General features: G+C 55.1%; 26 protein-coding genes and 2 pseudogenes. 6 read left to right on the top strand and 22 right to left on the bottom strand.

What is annotated here, in order from left to right; genetic code table 11:
* Positions 1-88 precede the first annotated feature (88 nt).
* Both ACOTXR_RS14830 and ACOTXR_RS14825 read left to right on the top strand, forming a co-directional pair.
* Positions 89-670, top strand: coding sequence for a recombinase family protein (locus tag ACOTXR_RS14830; RefSeq protein WP_063161787.1), 582 nt, complete (start codon positions 89-91; stop codon positions 668-670).
* 76 nt (positions 671-746) lie between these two features.
* Positions 747-917, top strand: a pseudogene (locus ACOTXR_RS14825) (VOC family protein); the annotation flags it as partial.
* On the opposite strand, the gene ACOTXR_RS14820 reads toward ACOTXR_RS14825, so the two are convergent.
* Entirely contained in the window at positions 892-1,506 is a 615-nt protein-coding gene (locus ACOTXR_RS14820) for a TetR/AcrR family transcriptional regulator (RefSeq protein ID WP_014883722.1), read from the bottom strand. The pseudogene ACOTXR_RS14825 and the gene ACOTXR_RS14820 overlap by 26 nt on opposite strands.
* A 139-nt stretch (positions 1,507-1,645) precedes the next feature.
* Between ACOTXR_RS14820 and ACOTXR_RS14815 the strand changes: the two genes are divergently transcribed.
* Positions 1,646-2,047: a RidA family protein gene (locus tag ACOTXR_RS14815; RefSeq protein WP_222834842.1), complete on the top strand. Its 402-nt coding sequence runs from the start codon at positions 1,646-1,648 to the stop codon at positions 2,045-2,047.
* A gap of 115 nt (positions 2,048-2,162) precedes the next feature.
* Here ACOTXR_RS14815 and ACOTXR_RS14810 read toward each other — a convergent pair whose 3' ends face one another.
* The 3 genes and pseudogenes from ACOTXR_RS14810 to ACOTXR_RS14800 form a co-directional block, all read right to left on the bottom strand.
* The gene (locus ACOTXR_RS14810) at positions 2,163-2,597 is read right to left on the bottom strand and encodes a cell envelope integrity TolA C-terminal domain-containing protein (RefSeq protein ID WP_101706472.1); all 435 of its coding nucleotides are present in this window, start codon (positions 2,595-2,597) and stop codon (positions 2,163-2,165) included.
* A 155-nt stretch (positions 2,598-2,752) separates the two neighbouring features.
* The gene (locus ACOTXR_RS14805) at positions 2,753-3,235 is read right to left on the bottom strand and encodes a glutathione peroxidase (RefSeq protein ID WP_058689988.1); all 483 of its coding nucleotides are present in this window, start codon (positions 3,233-3,235) and stop codon (positions 2,753-2,755) included.
* Between the two features lie 59 nt (positions 3,236-3,294).
* A pseudogene (locus ACOTXR_RS14800) lies at positions 3,295-3,711 on the bottom strand (DinB family protein); the annotation flags it as partial.
* A gap of 358 nt (positions 3,712-4,069) precedes the next feature.
* On the opposite strand from ACOTXR_RS14800, the gene ACOTXR_RS14795 reads away from it, so the two are divergent.
* A complete protein-coding gene (locus ACOTXR_RS14795) occupies positions 4,070-4,954 on the top strand; it encodes an NAD-dependent epimerase/dehydratase family protein (protein WP_058689986.1) in 885 nt (294 codons plus the stop codon).
* A 68-nt stretch (positions 4,955-5,022) separates the two neighbouring features.
* A complete protein-coding gene (locus tag ACOTXR_RS14790) occupies positions 5,023-5,826 on the top strand; it encodes an SDR family NAD(P)-dependent oxidoreductase (RefSeq protein WP_014883716.1) in 804 nt (267 codons plus the stop codon).
* Between the two features lie 19 nt (positions 5,827-5,845).
* Here the strand turns inward: ACOTXR_RS14790 and ACOTXR_RS14785 are convergent, their stop codons facing one another.
* The 4 genes from ACOTXR_RS14785 to ACOTXR_RS14770 form a co-directional block, all read right to left on the bottom strand.
* Complete coding sequence (locus ACOTXR_RS14785; protein ID WP_014883715.1) at positions 5,846-6,550, bottom strand: dienelactone hydrolase family protein; 705 nt, start codon at positions 6,548-6,550, stop codon at positions 5,846-5,848.
* A gap of 64 nt (positions 6,551-6,614) precedes the next feature.
* Positions 6,615-7,454 (bottom strand): SDR family NAD(P)-dependent oxidoreductase, encoded by an 840-nt coding sequence (locus ACOTXR_RS14780; RefSeq protein WP_014883714.1) that lies wholly within the window; start codon positions 7,452-7,454, stop codon positions 6,615-6,617.
* Positions 7,451-8,653 (bottom strand): MFS transporter, encoded by a 1,203-nt coding sequence (locus ACOTXR_RS14775; protein ID WP_058689985.1) that lies wholly within the window; start codon positions 8,651-8,653, stop codon positions 7,451-7,453. The genes ACOTXR_RS14780 and ACOTXR_RS14775 overlap by 4 nt, the downstream gene beginning before the upstream one ends.
* Positions 8,654-8,857: 204 nt before the next feature.
* Entirely contained in the window at positions 8,858-10,078 is a 1,221-nt protein-coding gene (locus ACOTXR_RS14770; protein WP_222834841.1) for a metallophosphoesterase, read from the bottom strand.
* A gap of 22 nt (positions 10,079-10,100) precedes the next feature.
* Here ACOTXR_RS14770 and ACOTXR_RS14765 point away from each other — a divergent pair, with 22 nt between their 5' ends.
* A complete protein-coding gene (locus tag ACOTXR_RS14765; protein ID WP_236248890.1) occupies positions 10,101-11,084 on the top strand; it encodes a LysR family transcriptional regulator in 984 nt (327 codons plus the stop codon).
* Positions 11,085-11,133: 49 nt separating this feature from the next.
* Here the strand turns inward: ACOTXR_RS14765 and ACOTXR_RS14760 are convergent, their stop codons facing one another.
* The 14 genes from ACOTXR_RS14760 to paaA form a co-directional block, all read right to left on the bottom strand.
* The gene (locus tag ACOTXR_RS14760) at positions 11,134-11,937 is read right to left on the bottom strand and encodes a sugar phosphate isomerase/epimerase family protein (RefSeq protein ID WP_226856266.1); all 804 of its coding nucleotides are present in this window, start codon (positions 11,935-11,937) and stop codon (positions 11,134-11,136) included.
* A gap of 486 nt (positions 11,938-12,423) precedes the next feature.
* The gene (gene paaY / locus ACOTXR_RS14755) at positions 12,424-13,020 is read right to left on the bottom strand and encodes a phenylacetic acid degradation protein PaaY (RefSeq protein WP_014883709.1); all 597 of its coding nucleotides are present in this window, start codon (positions 13,018-13,020) and stop codon (positions 12,424-12,426) included.
* Positions 13,021-13,029: 9 nt separating this feature from the next.
* Complete coding sequence (paaX, locus tag ACOTXR_RS14750; protein ID WP_014883708.1) at positions 13,030-13,965, bottom strand: phenylacetic acid degradation operon negative regulatory protein PaaX; 936 nt, start codon at positions 13,963-13,965, stop codon at positions 13,030-13,032.
* Positions 13,966-14,467: 502 nt separating this feature from the next.
* Positions 14,468-15,784 (bottom strand): phenylacetate--CoA ligase PaaK, encoded by a 1,317-nt coding sequence (paaK, locus tag ACOTXR_RS14745; protein ID WP_014883707.1) that lies wholly within the window; start codon positions 15,782-15,784, stop codon positions 14,468-14,470.
* Between the two features lie 26 nt (positions 15,785-15,810).
* Complete coding sequence (gene pcaF, locus ACOTXR_RS14740; protein ID WP_014883706.1) at positions 15,811-17,016, bottom strand: 3-oxoadipyl-CoA thiolase; 1,206 nt, start codon at positions 17,014-17,016, stop codon at positions 15,811-15,813.
* Positions 17,016-17,438 (bottom strand): hydroxyphenylacetyl-CoA thioesterase PaaI, encoded by a 423-nt coding sequence (gene paaI, locus ACOTXR_RS14735; RefSeq protein ID WP_014883705.1) that lies wholly within the window; start codon positions 17,436-17,438, stop codon positions 17,016-17,018. Before paaI ends, pcaF begins: the two co-directional genes overlap by 1 nt.
* A complete protein-coding gene (gene paaH / locus ACOTXR_RS14730; RefSeq protein WP_058689981.1) occupies positions 17,428-18,852 on the bottom strand; it encodes a 3-hydroxyacyl-CoA dehydrogenase PaaH in 1,425 nt (474 codons plus the stop codon). The genes paaI and paaH overlap by 11 nt, the downstream gene beginning before the upstream one ends.
* A 1-nt stretch (position 18,853) precedes the next feature.
* On the bottom strand, positions 18,854-19,642 hold the full coding sequence (gene paaG / locus ACOTXR_RS14725; RefSeq protein ID WP_094166814.1) for a 2-(1,2-epoxy-1,2-dihydrophenyl)acetyl-CoA isomerase PaaG: 789 nt from the start codon (positions 19,640-19,642) through the stop codon (positions 18,854-18,856).
* On the bottom strand, positions 19,642-20,409 hold the full coding sequence (gene paaF / locus ACOTXR_RS14720) for a 2,3-dehydroadipyl-CoA hydratase PaaF (RefSeq protein ID WP_014883702.1): 768 nt from the start codon (positions 20,407-20,409) through the stop codon (positions 19,642-19,644). Before paaF ends, paaG begins: the two co-directional genes overlap by 1 nt.
* Entirely contained in the window at positions 20,406-21,476 is a 1,071-nt protein-coding gene (gene paaE, locus ACOTXR_RS14715; RefSeq protein WP_058689980.1) for a 1,2-phenylacetyl-CoA epoxidase subunit PaaE, read from the bottom strand. The genes paaF and paaE overlap by 4 nt, the downstream gene beginning before the upstream one ends.
* Before the next feature lie 7 nt (positions 21,477-21,483).
* Entirely contained in the window at positions 21,484-21,981 is a 498-nt protein-coding gene (gene paaD, locus ACOTXR_RS14710) for a 1,2-phenylacetyl-CoA epoxidase subunit PaaD (RefSeq protein ID WP_014883700.1), read from the bottom strand.
* Between the two features lie 11 nt (positions 21,982-21,992).
* A complete protein-coding gene (gene paaC, locus ACOTXR_RS14705) occupies positions 21,993-22,739 on the bottom strand; it encodes a 1,2-phenylacetyl-CoA epoxidase subunit PaaC (RefSeq protein ID WP_058689979.1) in 747 nt (248 codons plus the stop codon).
* A gap of 8 nt (positions 22,740-22,747) precedes the next feature.
* The gene (gene paaB, locus ACOTXR_RS14700; protein WP_006175064.1) at positions 22,748-23,035 is read right to left on the bottom strand and encodes a 1,2-phenylacetyl-CoA epoxidase subunit PaaB; all 288 of its coding nucleotides are present in this window, start codon (positions 23,033-23,035) and stop codon (positions 22,748-22,750) included.
* A 12-nt stretch (positions 23,036-23,047) separates the two neighbouring features.
* Positions 23,048-23,977 (bottom strand): 1,2-phenylacetyl-CoA epoxidase subunit PaaA, encoded by a 930-nt coding sequence (paaA, locus tag ACOTXR_RS14695; RefSeq protein WP_058689978.1) that lies wholly within the window; start codon positions 23,975-23,977, stop codon positions 23,048-23,050.
* Positions 23,978-24,202: the final 225 nt, after the last annotated feature.

The following is a 24,202-nucleotide window of genomic DNA, read 5'->3' as shown; positions in this document are numbered from 1 at the left end:
TTCCCCTAAACCAAGGTTTTTGGAAAAGCAGTTACACATAGCGAAATCTGTAAAAATCCTCCCACCGCGACATAGAGGAGGAAAATTGATGGCCGTCATTGGTTATATCCGCGTATCAACAATCGACCAGAACAGCGATTTACAGCGCAATGCCCTCACAAGCGCAAACTGTGACCGCATTTTTGAAGACCGTATGAGCGGGAAAGTTGCCAGACGCCCCGGTCTTAAACGCGCTTTAAAGTGCGTTAATAGCGGAGACACCCTGGTCGTATGGAAACTGGACAGGCTGGGACGCAGCGTTAAGAACCTGATCGCACTGATATCAGAGTTACATGAACGCGGTGCCCACTTCCGCTCTTTAACAGACAGTATTGATACCAGCACTGCCATGGGGCGCTTCTTTTTCCACGTGATGTCTGCACTGGCGGAGATGGAGCGCGAGCTAATCGTCGAACGAACGCTGGCCGGGCTGGCAGCAGCCAGGGCACAGGGACGCGTAGGTGGAAGGCCCAACGCATTAAAATCGCATGAGCGAGAGCAGATTGGGCGGCTATTGGCGAAGGGGCACACCCGCAAGCAGTTGGCCATTATTTACGGGGTAGGGTTATCGACGCTTTACCGATACTTTCCTGTTGATGGTCAGAAGAAGGATAACGCAGTAGGAATGTAATTCTTTTGCAAATATTGAAACGCCGCAGCGATGCCATTTATCTCACGGAAATGGGCGCATTTATCGCGCGGCGCATCAGTACGAGGTTCAGGACCTGGACTCGGCTACCCGTATTCTGAATGAAAAAGGCTATCGGTTGCTGGTGGCTAACCGCACAGAACCGTGGGGGCAAACCGTCACCCGTCTGCTCAGCCCGGAGGGCTTGCTTACGGGATTAACGATTACGCCGTGGCTTCGGGAGGTATGACGCCCTTCACCAGGCCATTTACCAGCAGGGTAAAAACCTGAATCGCTTTTGGTAATGCCTGCTGCGGATCTTCGCTGGCGGCCACCCACTGGGCGGCATTCAGTGCGGCACCGTTTAACAGCCAGGCGGTGGCATCAACATCTACCGGTTCGATTAAGCCGCGTTCAATCAGGTCGGAAAGGCTCTTACGCGTAGCGTCGAGGCAGTTATTCTGGCTCGGCCATTTTCCCGGGTCCCCAAGAAAAGCCGGACCATCAAGTAGAACGATGCGACGGACTTCTTCATCCAGCGCCATCTCGATATAGGCTATCCCTTCTGCCAGAAGCTTTTGCTGGTCATCCTTCACATGTGCCGCTGCACTTTTGGCGCTTTGCGCCATTTCAGAATCAATCTGGGTAACGACAGCGGCAAGTAACCCTTTTTTATCGCCAAAATTATGATACAGGGCCCCGCGCGTCAGGCCCACGCTGGCGGTTAAATCATCCATCGAGGCTGCGGCAAACCCTTTTTCGGCAAAGGCTTTACGTGCAGCCGCAATCAATTTAGTGCGGGTTTCTTCCATCGTTTCGGCGCGGCGTTTGGCAGCCATACGAACTCCTTGCAATCTACACCACGCAAGTCGTTTGACATACGCGGCGTATGTGTGATTAAGTTGACATACGCCGCGTATCTTAATTCATTTATTTACGCCGCGCATCCACTGTCCCTGTTTAAAGAAAGGATCCGTTATGAACCAACCGAAACCCGTTTTCCCTGCAAATCGCCACGCGCTGTATGAGCAGCACGGTTATTCTGCAGCGATCCGCTCTGGTGATTTACTGTTTGTTTCCGGACAGGTGGGTAGCCGGGAAGACGGTACACCCGAACCCGACTTTGCAACGCAGGTAGAGCGTGCCTTCGATAATCTCAAGGCCACGCTTGACGCTGCAGGATGTACGTTTGCCGATCTTGTTGATGTGACAACCTTTCATACCGATCCGGAGAATCAATTTCCAGCCATTATGCAGGTGAAACAAACGATTTTCCCTAAGCCACCGTATCCGAACTGGACAGCCGTGGGCGTTACCTGGCTGGCGGGATTTGATTTTGAAATAAAGGTTATCGCCCGGATCCCTGAACATCAGGAATGAACACGTTGCACACAGCTATCAGAAGAACCGGTATCTGTGTGTAAATGTGCAACCGGGGCGGACATAGTGAGTGGTAGCTTAGCGTGACGCTACCTTACAAAGGGCGGTTAGCGTGTTAGCCGCGCATATCGAAACCGGATTTTTGAAAATCTCTGTAGACTTCCGGGTTGTTGAATGCCGGGAATTTGGCTTTTTGGGCTGCTGATTTTATCGCTTCACAATAGGCTTTATTGCCGTTGCTGGTGGATATGTTTAAAGGCGTGCCATCCTGAGCAAATTCAATATGCAGCCTGCATTTTTTCCCTTTCCAGTTTTGCGGCTCATCCAGTTTGTCATTTATTGCCGCCCTGATTGCCCGCGCTTGCGCGCCCCACTCATCCTGATCGTCCCAGCGTCCTGAGCTGCAACTGCCCGTTGCCGTGGTCTTATGGCATCCAGAAGGATGTAACGGCGAACATCCTGCGACCATGTTCACCACTAATGCCACCATAACAATTTTCTTTATTGTTTCAGACACGATCACTTCTTGCCTCTCAGTCCATTTAAGCATCAGAAATAGTGATCTATTTTTCTGTATTGACTGGACATGTTTCAACTACCAATTTTTCACACAACCCGATGCTTCCAATGAACCTTTTTATGGCGCAAGGGTAATAACCTGCGATTTCGTCGTTCATCATGCACGCTAAATCACTACCAAAGCGCTCACCTCCCCAGTGCCTTAAGAATTGCATCCTCCATTTTCTCGGGCGTCGTCATCGGTGCAAAACGCTTGAGGGGTATCCCATCGCGTCCGATCAGGAACTTCGTGAAATTCCATTTGATCCGTCCTCCCAGCACGCCAGGCAATTCCTTTTTCAGATAACGAAACACCGGGTGCGCTGCGCCACCGTTTACCTCAACTTTCTCGAACATGGGGAAACTTACGCCGTAGTTAATGTAACAAGTCTTCGAGATTTCATCGGCGCCGCCGGGCTCCTGCTTACCAAACTGGTTACAGGGAAAGCCAAGCACCACTAACCCTTGACTGGCGTATTTCGTGTATAGCGCTTCAAGGCCCGCGTATTGCGGCGTGAAGCCACACTGGCTGGCAGTATTCACGACCAAAACCACCTTACCCGCATAGTCGTCCATTGAGATAAGATGGCCATCCAGGCTGGTGGCGGTAAGTTGATGAAAATTGGTCATACTGGCATCCTTAAAAGAGAAACGGTTCGGCGTGAAATCTGGTTAACCCTCAGGTTGAATCACTCCTGATGATGGTCCCTCAGGAAAACGGTTAACACATCCTTAGGAGAGGTTATTCCCGTTTCTGAAAGCATCCAGCCCACCGCGCCGCGATGATATGAACCGTGAAAAAGGACATGATTGAGCATATCTCCTGCCTTCATTTCACCATACCCACCATCGACGAAACGAAATTTAACGACTTCAGAAAGATCAGACGTGTTCATTGTACCGACGTGTTGAATATACCATTCAGTGCCTTCAAACATCTTTATCAGAAGCTCGTCTGCAGTCGGGGTTTCTGGCGTATTTAACGCGGTGTATTGGTGCTTTTGTCCAGTAATGTTGGCTCTGAAAATCATATCAACGACATAAACATGGTTCATAAGTCTGAGCATCAGATGATGCTTATCAGCATTCGCTAACGTATCTACCTGTATAGAAAGATGTTGCGGATTGCAAGACACCTTAATGCCCAAGTAATGGATGATGATGGTACGATTTACAGTGACGAATCGCAGGGGGAGTATGATCCGTCAACTAACGCTTAACGTCTGCTGTTGGCTCGCAGAGGCCAGGCTGGCTGGTCTTCAGGTCTGCTTTGAGCGATAAGCAGATATTCCCTTATGGAGACCTCAGTGTAATCAACCTTGTCAGTTCACGGATTCACCTGTTCTGTAAACAAACCTGGATTGATGAATTGAATTAACAGAAGCTTTTAGTCTGGCTAATCACATATTGTTTTTTGTCGACAAAACTTAGGGCTGATTTGCACCTCAACCATAAGGACAAAGTATGTCAAATAAAAAACGTGTAGCCATAACCGGTGCTTCAGGGAAAATTGGCAGGGTTACAGTAGAGTGGCTTGAGAAAGCGGGTTATAAACTGTTTCTCATCGATAAAAAAGACCCCGTCACCGATGCTCATCCAGCTATGATCGCGGATTTAGAGGATTTTGGTGCAACGCTTGATGCACTTTCCTCCGTGGGGGAGGACGTTTATTCACGACCCGAAGCGGCAGCCTTTGATGCCGTGGTTCATCTTGCCAGTATTCCTCATCCCCGAATGATCCCTGATTCTGACGAGTTCAGAAATAATATGCTGGCCACCTTCAACGTGTTTGAGGCATCCAGGCGGCTGGGAATAAAAAATATTATCTGGTCGTCGAGCGAAGTTCCTACCGGCGTGCCTTACGACAAGTGGGATGCCCCCTATGTTCCGGTGGATGGGCACTACCCTACCAGCGGATTAAGCATTTACGCGCTAACTAAAGTGCTGGGTGAAGAGATGGCCCGTCAGTTCTGCCTTAATAACGCTGACATACGCATTACCTGTCTGCGACTTTCTAACGTTATGGCACCGGAAGAATACGCGCAGTTTGAAAGCTGGCAGGACGAACCTGCCGTCAGGCAATGGAACATGTGGACCTACGTGGACGTTCGGGACGTTGCTCAGGCGATTGAAAAAGCTGTTGAATATGATGTCAGGGGCAAAGATGAGTTCTTTATTACCAGCGATGTCACCTGTATGCGGACACCTACACAGGAACTTCTTGACCGTTACTATCCTGACGTTGAACAGCGTAAAAAATTAGCAGGTAATGAATCCGTGCTGAGCAGCGAAAAGGCAATGCGCGTCCTGGGATACCGTCCTGCGCATCGCTGGACCGATAGCGTGTGATGCTAATTGCCCCCTCATTTTGCCACCGGCCTGTACAGGGCCGGTTACCCCTTTAACCGGAGAATCATATGAGTGAGAAAAAGCTGGCTCTGATAACTGGTGCGAGCAACGGTATCGGCCTTGCACTTGCTGAAGAATTTGCAGCTAACGGATACGATCTTGTCATCGTCGCCAGGGATGAAAAAAAACTTTCAGCCGCGGGTGAAAACCTGCAAAAATGTTTTTCAGTTAACGTACACGCGTTCAGTGCTGACCTGAGTGAGTATGACCAGATAACAGATCTCCAGGTCAGAATGGATGAGGCCGGTTTAGCCCCTAATGCACTGGTCATCAACGCCGGTCAGGGGCTCGGCGGCGCGTTTATCGACGGTACCGATCTTGAAAAAGAGCTTAGATTAATCCGGCTCAACGTTGATGCTGTGGTACATCTTTCTAAAATATTTATCCCGCGGCTCGTAGAGAAGGGTAACGGGCACGTTCTTATCACTTCGTCGCTTTCCGGCTCGGCGCCCATACCTTTCGAAGCGGTTTACGGGGCGTCAAAGGCTTTCGTCAACTCCTTTTTTTACGCCATACGTAACGAGCTGATGGGGAGCGGTTTATCAATGACGCTTCTGATGCCTGGGGCAACGGAGACCAATTTTTTCAAAAATGCAGGACAGGCCAGCACGACCGTAGGTTCGATGAAAAAGGACGATCCGAAAGAAGTGGCAAAACGTGCCTGGTATGCCCTGATGACAGGACACGAATTTGTCTATGGCAGTGAGTATGCCGAGTATGAGGGCGAGGTGATGAACAGAATGATGAGTGAGTCACATAAGGCTCAGCGTCACCGCATCATTTCTGAACCCGATTCTGCCACCAAAAAGTAAACCCGCACGGCGCCGGGCATCAGCCCAGCGCCTCTTTCAACAGCGTAAATACAACACTGAAAGCATGATTGCTGACAGCCGCATTGTAATGCGTTTTGCCCGGAACATCGGCCTTAGGATAGGTAAATGAGTGAACCGCACCGGCATAGTTCGTCAGCTGAAAGTCACATCCGCAGGACGCCATTTCACCGGCAAAAGCTTTTATCTGCTCTGCGGAAACAAACGGATCATCGGCCCCATTTAACACAGCGACCTTGCCCCTGATATCCCCTTTCTCAGCAGGGGTGCGGGTATCAAGCGTCCCGTGAAAGCATGCCGTGACGGCCAGAGGCGCACCGCTGCGTGCCAGTTCGAGTACGCAATGTCCACCATAACAGAATCCTACAGCAGCAAGCTTATCCTCATTCACGCACTGGAGCTGCGCCAGTCGTGCCAGCGCTGCGTTAAGAATCAGGCGTTCGGCTGGCGAGTCCTTTAATGAGTTCATACGGTTAGCTGCATCCTCTGCCGAGTCAGGCAGGCATCCATAAAGATCGGCAACGAGTACAACGTAGCCTTTTTTTGCAATGGTACGCGCGTGTTCAATACTCGACGATGCGACACCCATCATATTAGGGGCGAGAAGAACGCCGGGAAGAGGTGCGTTCCGGGAATCACGAACCAGTACGCCCGTAAAGATCTTTCCCTCGGCGTGGTAATGAATAAATTCTTCTGTAAGCGACATGGCCCTGTTCCCTGTAAATTCATATTTTCGGCAACCTGCCCCAAAGCATCCTACCGATGGCATATTATCTTTTCATCCAGCGTTCAAAAGCCGACTTCCAGTCAGGGTGCCAGCGCGACAGGGCAGGGCGGTTGTCCAGCATATCCTGAGCGGCCCACATAATCCGTTTGGCATCCATCTCGCTGGTCACAGCGTTATCAGGGCAGATGATATAGAAATCACCCCGCACAAATCGTGGGAAGAAATAGTCAATGACCTGTGCCGCCGTCCACGCTTCATCAGGCTTTTTACCGCTGCGCTCGTCCATGCCTGGATCGTTCATGTCGGTCCAGGTATAGCCCGGGACCAGAAGATGAGCGGTGAGTCTGGTCCCGGTTTCCTTCAGAAGCTGATGGGACAGCTGTTCTGTCAGCACCTTCACTGCTGCCTTTGAGGCGTTATAGGCTGCGAATCCTGGCGGGGTGGTAATGCCTTCCTTCGAACCGAGGTTAACAATCGCCCCTTTCTCGTCCATTTTTAACATTTCTGGCAGAAAAATATGTTGTGTAGCGACCATAGACAGCAGATTGACCTCCATCTGCTGTCGCCAGAGATTGGGGGAATCCGAGGCTCCGGCTGCTATCTTCACTCCGGCATTGTTAAACAACAGGTTCACTTTTCCCCAGGTGTTGTAAACGGTGTCTTTGAGCTGCAGCTGGTATTCGTTACGGGTTATGTCGCCAGTGACAAGCAGCGTTTCAGCCTCCAGTTCGCCAGCCAGCTGCTCAAGTGCCTGTCTGTTACGATCGAAAAGGCAAAGCTTCATGCCTTTTCGGGCCAGCTCCCTTGCCGCAGCGGCGCCAATACCCTTTGCCGCACCGGTTATTACGGCAACGTTACCTGTCGCGATGACTTTATCGTTCATGATTTACTCCCGTCAGTAATGCGTATCGATAAGAACATAAGCAGAAGTGCTAACAGGGAAAAAGCAGACCCAACCCACCCCGTAGAGATCCAGCTTCCTCCCGAAGCGATAACGAGCCCTCCCCCGGCTGCGCCGATCGCATTGGAAATATTAAATGCGCTGTGCGTAAGGGACGAGGCCAGAGTCTGTGCCTCACCAGCAATGTTCATCATATGGGCCTGAAGCGCCGGCACGAGTGAAAATCCGCAACCGAGCATAAACAGCACGATGAGAACCGGGGTCTGCAGCGTTCCCGAAAGGGAAAACAGACCAAGAAAGACGATGTTCCAGGCGATGATGCCAAATATGGATGGGATCAGCGCAATGTCCGCCAGTCTGCCACCAATAATGTTGCCGACAACCATACCCGCCCCCCAGAGAACCAGGATCCATGGCACGGCTGAGGTTGAAAATCCGGCAGACTCCGTCAGCGCCGGAGTGATAAAACTGTATACGGCAAACATTCCGGCAAAGCTGACTGAAGCGACGGCAAACGTCATCAGGATCCGTGGGCTCTTTAGCGCGCCAAGTTCCTTGAGCGGTGAAGCGGACCTGTCGGCCGGCACGGACGGAACAAAAAGCATAACCATTATGGACGTCAGCACCAGGCCCGTTGCCACCATCCAGAAAGAGATTCTCCAGCCCAGCGTCTGGCCCGCCCATGTGACAAGCGGAACGCCGGCAACGTTCGCTACGGCCAGTCCCAGCATAACGTAACCGATATACCGGGCTTTGTGCTGTGGCGAAACCATTGAAGCTGCCACGAGCGCGGAAACGCCGTACCATGCGCCATGAGGCATACCAGAGATAAAGCGTGCTGCCAGCATAGTATTGTAGCCCGTGGCCAGTGCGCTCAGGGCATAGCCTGTAAGTGCAATAATTAACAATATCAGCAGTAGGTTTTTACGGGCCAGGCGCGCTCCAAGCACCGCAATCGCCGGGGCACCGACCACCACGCCTGTAGCATATGCGCTGATATAGCCACCCGCGGAAGGGATTGAAACGCCGGTTCCCCGCGCAAGATCCGGCAGGAGGCTCATGGGTGCAAACTCGCCCGTTCCGATGCACAGTCCGCCCGCGCCCAGCGCAAGCATGGCGGGGAAAAGACCCACAGGCGGATGAATACGATCACCCTGTCGTGAAAGCGTTTGTTCTGACATTGACTATGACTCCTGATCTCTTTCACTGCCGTATGCAAAAAAGAAGAACCGCTACCTGTCGGGTAACGGCTCTCAGCTATGTGCAGCTTATGGGTCACAACGTTCCGAAAAGAACGGCAACAGGCAGTGGTATATTGAACTGAATTAAACTATAAGCCCTTCCTTTCGGTTATTGATGAATCAGATAGTCAGTAACGGTGAATATTATTCAACAATTCTGCTGCTTGTTTCGCCATGAAGGGTGATAAGCGTTATTTCGGCGGGTTTCCCTAGCCGGAAGGGAAAGCCGTTCCAGATACCGGAACCGTTGCTGACGTAAAGCTTCAGGGCCCCTACTTCGTACAGCCCGGACACAAAACCGTTATTAGCAGGCGCGACCAGCCTGTCCAGACCAGCGATCATACCGCCGTGAGTATGTCCGGAAAGTTGGAGGCTAACTCCACTTTCTGCGGCCTGGACAGCATTTTCAGGCCTGTGGTCAAGAAGAATGACGGTTTCCCCCGGGCGGGAAGACTTGAGGGCCGTGGGCAGGTCAGGGCCCGGCAGACCGTATGTTGGCGCAACGGCATCCGTCACACCCGACAGATACAGCGAGTCGCCGTAACGGCTTACACGGTAACCGGCATTATTAAGAAAATGCAGGCCCAGTTTTTCAAAGGCCAGGATCCAGTTTTCAGCGCCAAAGTAATATTCATGATTGCCCGTTACGGCAAAAACGCCGTCCTCAGCCCGCAACTGGCCAAGCGGCTCAATGTCGGAGAAACGCGCTTCTGGCCAGCCATCAATCATATCCCCGGTAACCACAATCATATCCGCATCCAGCTCACGGGTGCGGGAAACAACATCCTGTATCCAGCTTCGCGGCAGCAGTCTGCTGGCGTGCAAATCCGTCAGCTGAACTATACGGTAACCTTCGAAACGGGGGGGCAAGCCCCTGAGCATGACGTCTATCTTTTTCACTTCAGGAACCACTGTACCATTTTTCAGGGCCTGCGTTGTCAGCATGGCCGCCAGAACAGGCAGGAAAAACCAGCAAGCTGTATGCCATTTCATCCGGCGTCCTGATACCAGTCGGTGCAATATCCAGAATAGGTCACGTAGTACTAATAGGACCGCCATAAAAACGGTCATACCGAAAAGCCCGGTAGTAAGCAGCAGCAACGGTTTTGGTATCTCCGGAGAAAACATATTCCCCGAAAATAATTTCGTGATCAGATGAAACTCGGAGGCTACAACCATTACGCCTGCGATGGCTATTTTAGCCGAAAGCGGTGCGGGAAGCGGCCTGATGAACCGAAACAGCACGTAAAGCGCTGGAATGAGGGTCCAGATATGAAACACGTGGAAATCTCCCGGTAATGAAAACTGTTGGTTTGCCGTGGCGGCGGGTTGCAACGTTTTGTTGAATGAATCTAAACTTACCATCCTTCAGGAACGATTCCATTCAATGTCATTTCACATTGCATTGAATTTTAATCAACGGTTTAACTTTATGTCCTCCAGATTGTCTACCACGCTCACCCGAAGCGATCTTGCTGAGCTCAACGCATTTCTTATCACTGAGAAAAGGCGCAGTTTTACCAGGGCCGCCATAGAACTGGGAATAACCACCTCTGCGCTGAGCCATACCATACGCAACCTCGAGACGCGTCTGGGTGTCAGGTTGTTGAACAGAACAAGTCGTACGGTCTCTCCGACCGAAGCGGGCGCAAGCCTGGCTCTTCGTCTAGAAACAGGATTTAAAGAAATTGGCGACGCGCTTGAGGAAATTAACCGCATGCGCGATCGTCCCGTGGGAAAGCTCAGGCTTAATGTGCTGAGTGACGGAGCACGCCTCATCATGGCGCGACATCTTCCGCGCTTTATCAGCAAATATCCTGAAGTGGAGCTCGAAATCAGCGTTGATGACAGGATGGTCGATATCATCCAGGAAGGATTTGATGCCGGGATTCGCTTTGGCGGAACCGTTCCTGAAGATCTCGTTGCAGTCCGACTGGGCAAAGAGCTCAGATGGGTGGCGGTGGCATCGCCACGCTATCTTTATCAGCATACACCCCCTGCTGTGCCTGAAGATCTGCGCCTGCATGACTGCATTCAACTACGAACCGGGCAGGGCATCATCTACAAATGGGAATTCCGTAAGGGAGAAGACTATCGTGTAATTGACGTCAGAGGGCAGCTCTGTGTGAGCGAAACGGCGCTGGCAATTGAGCTGGCGCTGTCCGGCGTCGGTATTGCTTACTGTCTCGAAGATCGGGTGCGTGATTATATTCGTGACGGCAGACTCAGGATTGTTCTTCCTGAATGGGCCCCTCTGGAAGAGCCTATGTATCTGTACTATCCAGGTCACAGACAAGTTCCCCAGGGGCTCAAGGAACTCATCGAAATTCTGAGAGAAGAAATAGAACTAACGCATGCAGTTTCAGCCTGAATCAGGCTCAGGGATTCATAAATCACCTGAGCCTGAGTTTCATAACCTGTTATGGATGTTTTTGAAGCATTTCCTTAAGGTTATGACGTGAGGTCGTAATGATAGTCCAGGGATCTTTTGGCGCGTCATGCTCAATAATATACCACTCAACCCCACTGCTTCTCCCTGCACTGATGATTGAGCGCCAGTCCAGCAAACCTTCACCTGCCGGAGTGAAATTCATTTCGTCATCACGAATCCCGATAGCAGCGTTATCTTTTGCATGAATCGCATAGATGCGTCCTGAATATCTTGCAATTATTGACGCAGGATCCTGTCCTCCACGCGCAGCCCATGCCACATCGAGTTCAAGACTAAGATTATTTTTGTGGGTGTGTGTCATAATCAAATCCAGAGCTGTCACATCATCATACTTCTTCATCTCAAAGTTATGATTATGGTAAGACAAGGACATTCCTTCATTTCTTAACGTCTCCCCCATACGATCAAGCCTCCTGGCGTAATCTATCCATCCCAGTTTTGTCGTAGGTCGTTCATTAATCTCAATCCATGGGACAACGAGGTGAGAGTTTCCTATGCCTTTGTTAAACGCAACAATTTTTCCGCGCTCGCTCTCTAGAGCAGATAGCTGTACATGCGATGCAATAACGTTAAGCTGATATTTTTTCAACGTTTCCTGCATTGTCGGTAAATCCACGTGATGATCACCGACAAGTTCTACATGTGAAAATCCCGCTTTTTTAGCCATGGCAAACTGTGCATCAGTATCACCAACATTTCTAAGCGTGTACATCTGAATAGCAATATCATCCTGCGCTTCGGTGCGGGCATACCCCACTATGCTTGCCATCATAAGGACTCCACAAAAAATCGAGTTTTTAATCATTATCGCTCTCATTAAAAAGTAATCGATTACAAAATATAATTCGACAGTTTTTTAATACAACAAACATCCATTAAAATGTGAACTAAATCACTGAATATGATTCTCTATATGAAGCAAAAAAAGATTTTATTTAACATTTTTGTTGAAATTCAGCAGCATTAATCTGACTTATTTACTGATTTCGTTGAATATGCGGTCGGTATAGATTTGGCATTTTAAAACTGGCTGAAATTTCTGCAGTAGTAAGATCAAACTATCTGTCATCCCAAAGGTACTGACTAAAGTCGGTTTCCGGTTAGGGCGAAATATCAATGATGTAAAAATGAGCCCCAAGCATGCCTTTTACTGTGATCCTGGATGAGTGGAAAAATACTATAAGTTGGGGTACTACCAGGTTCATTAACCATTAGTTCATGCGTAACGTCCGCTCCTGGCACAAAGCGGACCTCCCCCCTACACCGCCGACTTCGGCCTTAAATTCTCATCAAACGTCAGTCGCTTCCGGTCAGACTCAACCTCGCGCAGCGGCTCGACCTGGTGCATCGTCAGCTTGCAGCGCTCTACCAGCACCTGATACTCCCGCGTGCCCTGCTGTTTCCAGGCCAGTTCCTGCTCGCTCAGCTCGCGGATCGCTTTGGCCGGACTGCCGATAATCAAATTGTTAGCGGGCATCTCCGCTTTCGCCTTCACGAACGCCGCCGCGCCGACGATGCTGTTTTCACCGATGACCGCCCCATCCATTACCACCGCGTTCATGCCCACCAGCGCGTTACGGCGGATAATGCAGCCGTGCAGAATGGCACTGTGGCCGATATGCCCGTCCTCCTCCACCACCGTGTCCTGCTCCGGGAAGCCGTGCATGACGCAGTTATCCTGAATGTTGGCGCCATCTTTCACCACAATGCGGCCAAAATCACCGCGCAGGCTCGCGTTAGGGCCGACATAAACGCCTTTACCCAGAATCACGTCCCCAATCAGCACCGCCGTTGGGTGGACGTAGCTCTCGTCAGGCACTACCGGCGTCAGACCGTCAATTTGATAAACAGGCATCTTCACTCCTTATGCGCTTGAAAGACCACCAAAGCGTTGATAGTAGAGCGTGCCGGGCACGGGCAGTTCGCCGACGGAGGTTTCTCCCTTCTCGCTGACAAACGCCAGCGCCCCCGGTGCGACACGCTGATAGATATTGATGCAGAGCTGTCGGGCGCTTTGTCCCGCCCAGTGCGCAGGCAGTAACTCCTCCGGCAACAGCGGGTCTTTCAGCACCACACGACGATAAAAGTGAATCAGCAGCAGCTGGATCTGGAAGCACCGTTCCGGCGTAAGCTCCTCCGGCGCGGCCTCTTTTAACAGCGGCAGAAGCGGCCGGAACGAAGTAATAAACGACTCATACATCGCATTTTGCTCGGTTAACTGCCAGCACTCTTCTACCCGTGAACGCAGCGCCGCGCGGGAGAGCGCCAGCGGCGAGTGGGCCTCAAAGAAAATGACGTTCTCCGCCACGCCAGCATCGTGAAGCAGAGATTGTACATCCGCCAGATGCTGCGACGGCGAGGCCATCAGGCTCGGCGCCAGCGTGCCAAACCCCTGCCAAATCAGCTGCTTTTTGACGTCGGCAAGGGTAGTTTTGTCCAGCCCTTCGGAGAGCAGCAACAGCCATTTTCCGTCCCAGGCGGGCAGTTCGGCGCGGTAAATCTTGTTCTCCGCGCGACGGGTCAGGCGCAGCCCTTTATCGCTCAGGCGGTAGAAGCTGCGACGCCCGATGCGCGAGACGTCCAGCCAGCCCTCTTTGTTGAGGCGAAACAGCGCGGTGCGCACGAAGCGCTCGCCAAACCCCATGCCTTCCAGTAAGGCGGCGAGGCTGCCAAGCCAAATCTCGCCGCCGCGATGTGAAAGCGCGTCACCGTATAATGAGGAGATAAGCGACGTTCCGCTAACGGGAACCGAGCTAACCGCGTGCTGGATAAAGGCATCGAGTTTATTCATGTGATTCATTCTGTTGTTATTTTTTGGTCTGGATGAATCATAGCATATTCCCCTCTCCCTTGAGGAAGAGGCCTGGGGTGAGGGGAAACATACGGCTATAGTGGTCATTCCGTTCACTTCATGTTTCTTGCTACTCTGTGACGGCACGACCGGTGAACGTGCCAGGGTGGCTCAATCGCCACCACCCTGGCGACCCGGGCTCCCGGCGGTAAATCGCCGCTTCGCGGTGCCCTCAGCTTATTCCTTCAGGCTATCGGGTCGGGCATGAGCCTGCATCCCTGCAGGCCACGCCCTCTCGGCGCATCCCTGCGCCTCGCCCCGGCCTTACGGAAACGCTTCGGCGATTTACAGCCGGACCGGGACATCGCTGTAAGTCATTCATAATCCTGATGGCACATATATCGCTTCAAGTTAAAAAATTACTGGGGATCCCTCAGCCCAAAGGGAGAGGAAGAAAAAGTCCCTTCTCCCCTCTGGGGAGAAGGTTAGGATGAGGGGCAAGGGAAAAAACTCAACCGTTGGCCGCGACTTTACGCAAATCAAACACCCGACAGGCCTTGCCCTCTGAACGCGGGATGCTGCCGCAGTTGACTATCATCACATCGGTGGAAATCCCCACCATCGATTTAATACGATGACGCAGCTGGTGGCACACCTGGCAACGCTGCTCGTGGGTCAGCGTTAAGCTGCTCTCTTTCAGCTCCACCTTCACGGAAAGTGAATCAAGATGTCCGCGACGGTTCACCTCCAGCTGATAGTGGGGTGAGAGATGTTCAAACTTCACAATCTCCTCTTCCAGCTGTGACGGGAAGACGTTGACGCCGCGGATGATCAGCATATCGTCGCTGCGACCGCTGATCCGGTCCATGCGGCGCATGGTACGGGCGGTGCCGGGCAGCAGACGCGTCAGGTCGCGGGTGCGATAGCGGATCACCGGCAGCGCCTCTTTAGTGAGCGTGGTGAACAGCAGTTCGCCCTGCTCGCCGTCGTTCAGCGGCGTGCCGTCGTTCGGGTTGACGATCTCCGGATAGAAATGATCTTCCCAGATGGTCGGACCGTCGGCGGTTTCAATGCACTCCATCGCCACGCCCGGCCCCATCACTTCGGAGAGGCCATAAATGTCCAGCGCCGTAATCCCCAGGCGTTTTTCGATTTCACGGCGCATGGCCTGTGTCCACGGCTCGGCGCCGAATACCCCCACGCGCAGGGAACAGGTGCTGGCATCGCCGCCCATCTGACGTTCCAGCTCCTCAATCAGGTTGAGGCAATAGGATGGCGTCACCATGATCATGTCCGGCTGGAAATCACGGATCAGCTGCGCCTGTTTCTCCGTCTGGCCGCCGGACATCGGGATCACCGTCGCCCCTAAGCGCTCGGCACCGTAATGTGCGCCCAGCCCGCCGGTAAACAGACCATAGCCATACGCCACGTGAATTTTGTCCTTTGCACTACCGCCCGCAGCGCGCAGGGAACGGGCCACCAGGTTGGCCCAGTTGTCAATGTCGCCCTGCGTGTAGCCGACAACGGTCGGTTTGCCGGTGGTACCGGACGATGCGTGAATGCGCACCACCTGCTCCATCGGCACGGCAAACGTATCAAACGGATAGTTATCCCGCAGATCCTGCTTGGTGGTGCACGGGAATTTGCGGATATCCGCCAGCTCGTTGAAATCGTCAGGGTGAACGCCTGCGGCGTCAAACTTGCGTTTGTACATCGGCACGTTGTTGTAGGCGTGATGCAGCGTCCATTTCAGACGCTCAGTCTGCAGCGCCTGTAACTCGTCAAGGGAGGCTGTTTCAATCGGATCAAGCTTTGTTGTATTTGTCATTGTAGGGTGCTCACAGTGAAATTTGATCAAACACGCTCAAGGATCATGGCAATGCCCTGACCCACACCGATGCACATCGTACAGAGCGCGTAGCGCCCGTTGCGTCGATGCAATTCATTACTCGCGGCCAGCGCCAGTCTGGCCCCGCTCATTCCCAGCGGATGGCCCAGCGCAATCGCGCCGCCGTTCGGGTTAACGTGCGCGGCATCATCCGGCAAACCCAGCTGACGCAGGACGCCCAGCGCCTGCGCGGCGAAGGCTTCGTTGAGTTCGATGACGTCCATATCGTTGATGCTGAGACCGGCACGCTCCAGCACCCGGCGGGTGGCAGGCACCGGTCCGAGCCCCATTAAACGTGGCTCCACGCCTGCCGTTGCCATCGCCACGATCCGCGTGCGGGGGATTAATCCCTGCGCCAGCGCCATTTTCTCGCTGGCGATGATTAACGCCGCCGCACCGTCGTTGACGCCGGACGCATTCCCCGCCGTCACCACCCCGTTCTTACGGAACGGCGTTTTCAGCCCGGAAAGCTGTTCGAGCGTGGTCTCTGCGCGCGGATGTTCATCCACGCTGAATTCGGTGACCGTCCCTTTTTTACCCGGTACCCGTACCGGCACGATTTCCTGCGCCAGAATGCCGTTCTGTTGCGCCAGAGCGGTTCGTTGCTGGCTGCGCAGCGCGAACGCGTCCTGATCGGCACGGCTGATATTTAACAATTCAGCTACATTCTCTGCCGTTTCCGGCATACTGTCAGTTCCGAATTGCTGATGCATGAGCGGATTCACAAATCGCCAGCCGATGGTGGTATCAAAGATCTCCGCCTGGCGCTGAAACGCGGCGGTGGCTTTCCCCATCACAAACGGTGCGCGCGACATGGACTCGACGCCGCCCGCCATCAGCAGGTCGCCATCACCTGCTTTAATAGCGCGAGCAGCGAAGCCTATTGCGTCCAGACCCGAGCCGCACAGGCGGTTAACGGTGGTTCCGGATACCGTCTGCGGCAGACCGGCAAGCAGCGCCGACATTCGCGCCACGTTGCGGTTATCTTCCCCCGCCTGGTTGGCGCACCCGAAAATCACATCATCAATCCGTTCCAGGTCGAGCTGCGGGTAGCGGTCCAGCAGCGCACGCAGCGGTACGGCACCGAGATCGTCCGTTCGCACGGCAGAAAGCGCGCCGCCGTAGCGCCCCACTGGCGTTCGAACGCCATCACAAATAAATGCGTCACGCATCAGGCCTCTCCTGTGACAGTGCCGCCGATGCGGTGTGATTTTCCGCGGAAAAGGGCGACGGTTTTCTGTTGCTGGTTCTGAATTTCAATGTCGTACACGCCGGTCAGTTTGCCCTGATGCATCACCCGCGCGGTGGCGGTGAGCTTATCTCCGGCAAAGCCCGGACGCAGAAAATCGATCGAGCAGCCGGAGGCCACCGCCGCCAGCCCCTGGCTGTTGCAGGCGTAGGCAAAGGCGGTGTCTGCCAGCGAAAAAAGTTGGCCGCCGTGACAGGTTTTGTGGCCGTTGAGCATCTGCGGGGTGATGGTCATCGTCACCACCGCGTAGCCCTCGTCCATATCGACAATGTCCATCCCCATCGCCTGCGCGCAGGCGTCCTTTTCGTACATCGTGCGGGCGTTATGCCAGGCGTTATGACTCATAGCTACTCTCCAGAAGCGCCCGCTGGCGCAGCAGTGAACAGGGGCGATAACGTTCTTCGCCGTAATGTCGTTGCAGGTTCTCCAGCAGGGTCAGCAAGCGCTGCCAGCCCAGACGCTCGCCCCAGGCGATCGGGCCGCTCGGGTAGTTCACGCCCAGACGCATGGCGGTGTCGATGTCCTTCTCGCTGGCGACCCCCTTTTGCAGGGCATCCAGCGCTTCGTTAGCAATCATTGCCAGCGTGCGCCAGACCAGCAGACCGGGATAATCGGCAATTTGCACCACCCGGAGACCCTGCTGTTGCAGGTAGCGGATGGCTTTTTGCGTCGCGGTGTGCGGGTTGCTGGCGGCCGCCGCAATCACCGCCACGTCACGCTCAATACGGTCCATCATCACTACCGGGCCGTTGAGGCGCAGCGCCAGTGCCTGAGCGGTTTCCCCCTGCGTTTCAACCAGATACACATCATCAATTTCTGTGACACCGTCACGTCTTTTTTCCACGCGCATCGGGCTGTAGCTGTCATTTACGGTCTCAACCCACTGCACGATGGGTTTCTCCCCCTGCCAGTCGTAAACCCCTTTTCCGCTCTTTTTACCCAGTCTTCCGGCCAGCACCAGCTCCTGCTGCACCAGCGAAGGCAGGAAACGACGCTCCTGCCAGAAGGCGTTAAACACCGAGCAGGTCACCGCAAAGTTGACGTCCTGACCAATCAGGTCGGTCAGCTCCAGCGGCCCCATCGGAAAACCGCCGCCCTCGCGCAGCGCAGCGTCAATCACCTCCGGTGGAGCGACCTGATCTTCCAGCGCACGCCAGGCTTCGGAATAAAACGGACGCGCGACGCGGTTGACGATGAACCCAGGCGTTGACTGGCAGCGAACGGGTTGTTTACCCCAGTTCAGCGCCAGTTCACACAGCGCGTCTGCCACTTCCGCAGAGGTCGCCAGCCCGCTGACCACCTCCACCAGCTTCATCACCGGCGCGGGGTTAAAGAAGTGCAGCCCCGCCACGCGCTCCGGATGATTCACGTCTGCCGCAATCGCCGTGACGGAAATGGACGATGTGTTGCTGGTCAGCAGCGTCTGGGGCGGACAGATCTCCGCCAGCTGCGCAAACAACGCCTTTTTCACCTCCAGCCGTTCGGAGGCCGCTTCAATCACCAGCTCGGCCGCGGAAAGCGCGGTGATATCCGTCACCGGAAGCAGTCGGGCCAGGATCTGGGCGCTGGCATCGGCGGAGAGCTTTCCGCGCGTTACCCGGGAGGCCAGACGCTGGCGAATCCCGTCGATGGCGCGTGAAATCGCATCGCCGGCGATGTCGTAAAGCAGAACCTGATGGCCGTGGCTGGCGGCAACTTCGGCAATGCCCGCGCCCATCGTGCCGCTGCCAATCACGGCGACCGTGCGTATGTTCAGCATCTTATTTCCCCGTAAAGTTCGGCGTGCGCTTCGCCAGGAAAGCGCTGACGCCCTCGCGGTAGTCGTCGCTGCGACCGGCCAGACGTTGATAGTCGCGCTCCAGGTCAAGCTGGGCATCCAGGGTGTTAGTTTCCGCGGCGTTAATCGCCTGCTTGATCAGCCCCAGCCCAAAGGTTGGCTGAGACGCAAAGTGCAGCGCCATCTGCTGCGCGGTAGTGGAGAGCTGGTCGTCATCCACCACCTGCCAGATCATTCCCCACGCCTGCGCCTGTTCGGCGCTGAGTTTATCGCCGAGCAGCGCCAGTCCCATGGCGCGGGCACGTCCGGCCACGCGTGGCAGCAGCCAGGTGCCGCCGCAGTCCGGCACTAAGCCGAGCTTGCTGAAGGCCATCACAAAGTTGGCGGAACGGGCGGCAATCACCATGTCGCAGCCGAGCGCCAGCGTGGCGCCCGCGCCGGCCGCTACGCCGTTGACTGCACAAATGACCGGCTTCGGCAGTTTTGCCAGGCGGCGTACCAGGGGGTTATAGAAGGTTTCAACCGACATCCCCAGGTCCGGTGCCGGGCCGATGGGGTCGACGTTGCGGTCGTTCAAATCCTGCCCGGCGCAAAAACCGCGCCCTGCGCCGGTAATCAGCAGGCAGCGGATGGTGTCATCGCGCTCGGCCTGTTTCAGGCATTCTGCAAGCTGCTGATGCATCACGTCATTAAAGCTATTCAGACGCTCCGGACGGTTCAGCGTAATGGTCATTACGCCCTGTTCTACTTGACTGAGAATACATTCCACAATTAGCGTCCTTTAAAGTCGGGGGTGCGTTTTTGCAAGAAAGCGTCGATACCTTCCCGGCGGTCTTCGGTGGCAGAGAGCAGCGTAAAAAGCTGACGCTCCTGCATCAGGCCAGCCTGCAGTGGCACCTCCTGAGACTGACGAAGCGCCTGTTTCGCCGCCTGCAGCGCCAGCGGGGAATGGCGCGCCATCACTGCCGCCTGCTTCAGGGCATACTCCAGCGTCAGGGATGCCGGGAAGACATCGCTGACCAGCCCGGCGCTCATCGCCTGCTGCGCAGTAATGCTCTCTCCGGTCAGCACCATTTTGCTGGCAAGGGATTTACCGACGCTGCGGATCAGTCGCTGGGTACCGCCCGCCCCCGGCATAATGCCGAGGGTGATTTCCGGCAGGCCAAATCGTGCGTTATCCCCGGCAATCACCACGTCGCACAGCAGCGCAAGTTCACATCCGGCGCCCAGCGCGAAACCGTTGACGGCGGCGATCAGCGGTTTGTTAAACGCGTTAATGCGCGCCCACAGTTGCGGGCGGATATCGTTCAGGGTGGCGGGCAGGTCTTTCTCTGCCATTTCGTTGAGATCGGCCCCGGCGGCAAAGCAGCGTTCGTTGCCGTAGATCACACAGGCCGAGATGTCGGCATCAACCGCAGCGCTTTCCAGCGCGTCGGCTAATTGCGTCAACAGGGCGTTATTCAGGGCATTACGCGCCGCCGGACGGTTCAGCGTCAGCTGCAGCACGCGGCCATGACGGGTAACAGTCAGTTCGCTCATGCCATCCCCTTTGCGTCAAAGTCGACGATCACGTCGGCGGTGAGCGGCAGTGACTGACAGCTCAGCACATACCCGGCGGCCAGCTCGTCCGGCTCCAGACTGTAGTTGGTCGCCATGTCCACCTTCCCGCGCAGCACTTTGCATTTACAGGTCGCGCACACGCCGCCTTTACAGGCATAAGGCAGGTCCGCCCCCTGACGCAGGGCAGCATCGAGGATGCTTTCGTCGTCTGCCGTCAGGGTAATTTCGCGGTCGCGCCCGTCCTGTCGCACGGTCACTTTCTGCCCTTCCGCCTGCACGTTTACCGTGCGTTTCACGGCGGTCCCCGGCGTATTAAAGCGTTCAAGATGAATGGATTTTTCCAGCATCCCCAGCGCCTTCAGCGCGGCTTCGGCCTCGTCCATCATCGACGACGGGCCGCAGATAAACGCGTCGTCGTACTGACGGAAGTTGATCAGGGTTTTCGCCAGCGCCTGCAGCTTTTCCCCGTCGATGCGGCCATACAGCAGATCGCTGTCCAGCCGCTCTTGGCTAAAGATGGAGACCAGCTGCAGCCGCTGCGGATATTTATCTTTCAGGTCCGCCAGCGCCTGGCGGAACATCATGCTCTGGCTGCTGCGGTTGCCGTAAATCAGAGTGAAATGGCTGTTCGGTTCGGTGGCCAGCGTGGCGGAGAGGATCGCCAGCATCGGGGTGATGCCGGAGCCTGCGGCTATCGCCAGGTAGTGGCCTTCACGTTCGGCCTGCGGCTGATAGCCAAATTGCCCCTGCGGAACCATCACCTCCAGCGCCATGCCTGCTTTGATCTCATCCCGGGCATAGCGGGAAAAACGCCCGCCTTCGATGGCTTTGACCGCCACGCTGATCTCACCCGGCGCGGTACTCCGGCAGATGGAGTAACAGCGGCGCAGCTCGTCCCCGCCCAGCTTCGTTTTCAGCGTCAGGTGCTGTCCGGGGCGAAAGCGGTAGGCTTCCTGCAGCGCCTGCGGCACCGCAAACGTGATGGTCACCGCGTCGCGGGTTTCGGGTTCCACTTTTGCCACTGTTAATGAATGAAACGTTGTCATGGCAGCCTCAAATGCATTTGAAATAGTCGAAGGGTTCGCGACAGGTGTTGCAGCGGTAAAGCGCTTTGCAGGCCGTCGAACCAAATTCACTGATTAGCGCGGTGTCGGTGCTGGCGCAGCGCGGGCAGCTCACCTCCAAAGGTGCGTGCGCGTGGCAGCTATGCCCCACGGGCGGGCTGATGCCGTAAGCCCGCAGGCGTTCGCGCGCGTCGGCGGTCATCCAGTCGGTGGTCCAGGCAGGGTCAAGCTGGAGCACAATGTGCACCGGGGTAAAGCCATGCGCGGTCATCACGTCGCGGATCGCCCCCAGCAGGTGTTCCGTTGCCGGGCAGCCCGAATAGGTTGGCGTGAAGCCAATCACCCAGCCTTCCCCCTGTGCCTTCACGCTGCGCACCATGCCTAAATCGGTGATGGTTAATACCGGCACTTCCGGGTCCGGGATCTGGCTTAACAGCGACCAGATCTGCGGGATTTGCGCCGGTGCGATGTCGACGAGACGTTGCATAGCCTTCTCCTTTACCACTGCTGACCGGGATACGCGCGCTGGAGATACTGCATTTCTGCCAGCATCGGCCCCAGATGTTCGGTATGCAGCCCCTTCTTACCCCCGCTGCGGTACGCCACCTCGTCGGGTACGCTCAGGCTGGCTTCTTTAAGACCGGCATACACTTCGCTTTCCCACGGCTGGCGCAGGGTGCGCGGGTCCACCGCCACGCCGGAATCCATCAGCGCCAGCTCAACGTCATCGGCGTCAAACAGCTCTGCCGTAAAGCGCCACAGATTATCGATGGCCTGCTGCATTTTTTGTGCGGACGTTTCGGTCCCGTCGCCCAGGCGTACCAGCCAGCCGCGGCTAAAGCGCAGGTGGTAGCGCGCCTCTTTGATCGCTTTGGCGGCGATGGCGGCAAGCTGGCCGTCAGTGCTGCGGGTCAGGCGCTCATACAGCGCCACGTTCCAGGCATCCATCAGGTACTGACGGGCAATCGTGTCGGCGAAATTGCCGTTGGGCTGCTCCACCAGCAGGACATTGCGGAACTGGCGCTCGTCGCGCCCAAACGCCAGGGTATCTTCGTCGCCCTCACCTTCACATTCAGCGGCGTAGGCCAGGAAATTGCGTGCCTGGCCCAGCAGATCAAGACCGATATTGGCCAGCGCGAGATCGATCTCCAGCTCCGGCGCGTGGCCGCACCAGGCACCCAGACGCTGGGAGAGCACCAGACCGTTGTCGCCCAGACGCAGGGCATAGGCTGTGACTGTTTTCATCCTTCGCCTCACATGTGCTCGATGCCATCGGGGATGGTGTAGAACGTCGGATGGCGGTAAACCTTGCTTTCCGCCGGATCGAAAAATTCGCCGCTCTCTTCCGGCTGGGAGGCAATAATCTCGCTCGCCTTCACCACCCAGATAGAACATCCTTCACTGCGACGAGTGTAAGCATCGCGCGCATTTTCCAGCGCCATGCGATCGTCGGCGGCATGCAGGCTGCCCACGTGACGGTGGGACAACCCTTGTTTGCTGCGTACGAACACTTCGTACAGCGGCCAGTAGACATTGCTCATGATTATTTCCTCTTATGCGGCCTGACGGGCGCGTTGTTTTTCTGCGTGGGCCAGGGCGGCTTCCCGCACCCACGCCCCGTCTTCCCAGGCTTTACGTTTCGCGGCCAGCCGTTCGTGGTTGCAAATGCCGCGCCCGTTAATCACCTCTTCAAATTCCTGCCAGTCGATTTCGCCGAAGCGGTAGTGACCGCTCTCTTCATCAAAACGCAGGTCGGGATCCGGCACCGTCATGCCCAGCATCGCCACCTGCGGCACCGTGTTGTCGACAAAACGCTGACGCAGCTCGTCGTTTCCGAAGCGTTTGATTTTCCAGGCCAGGCTGCGGGCGCTGTTTGGCGAGTTATCGTCGTTCGGCCCGAACATCATCAGCGCAGGCCACCAGAAGCGATTGATGGCGTCCTGCAGCATCTGGCGCTGCGCCTCACTTCCCTGGGCCAGCGCCATGCAGGCTTCAAAGCCCTGACGCTGGTGGAAGCTCTCTTCTTTGCAGATTTTCACCATCGCCCGGGCATACGGACCGTAAGAGGTGCGGCACAGCGCCACCTGATTGACGATAGCGGCCCCGTCCACCAGCCAGCCGATGACACCGATGTCGGCCCAGCTCAGGGTGGGATAGTTAAAAATGGAGGAGTACTTCATCTTGCCGTCGAGCATCTTCTGGTAGATGTCTTCCCGTGCGCAGCCCAGCGTTTCTGCCGCGCTGTAGAGGTAAAGTCCGTGTCCGGCTTCATCCTGTACTTTCGCCAGCAGAATCGCTTTTCGGCGCAGCGTGGGTGCGCGGGTGATCCAGTTACCTTCCGGCAGCATGCCGACGATTTCGGAATGCGCATGCTGACCAATCTGGCGGATCAACGTTTTACGGTAGGGGTCAGGCATCCAGTCCTGAGGCTCAATTGCCGTCTCCTGCGCTATGCGCTGCTCAAACCGTTGTTCTTGCGTCACGTCATCACCTTTATGATTCGTTAGTTTGCAAATTAAAGCGAAATGATGAATCACTTTATTTTTTAAAAGTTACACAAAGGTTAAATATAACCCCAAGAATTGTTTCCTTGTTTTGTGATGGTGCTCGCAAGGCTTTTGCTATCGCCCTTGCAGAAAGCGGTCTGACGGGCTGCAATTCATCAGGCCAGATCACAGCATTAACAATTCATTAAAATCTCAGCTTGC

The organism is Enterobacter cloacae complex sp. IR53030 (assembly GCF_049238365.1).
Lineage (GTDB): Bacteria > Pseudomonadota > Gammaproteobacteria > Enterobacterales > Enterobacteriaceae > Enterobacter > Enterobacter kobei.
Note: the sequence above shows the minus strand (reverse complement) of the source record. Positions and strands in the feature narration are given on the sequence as shown.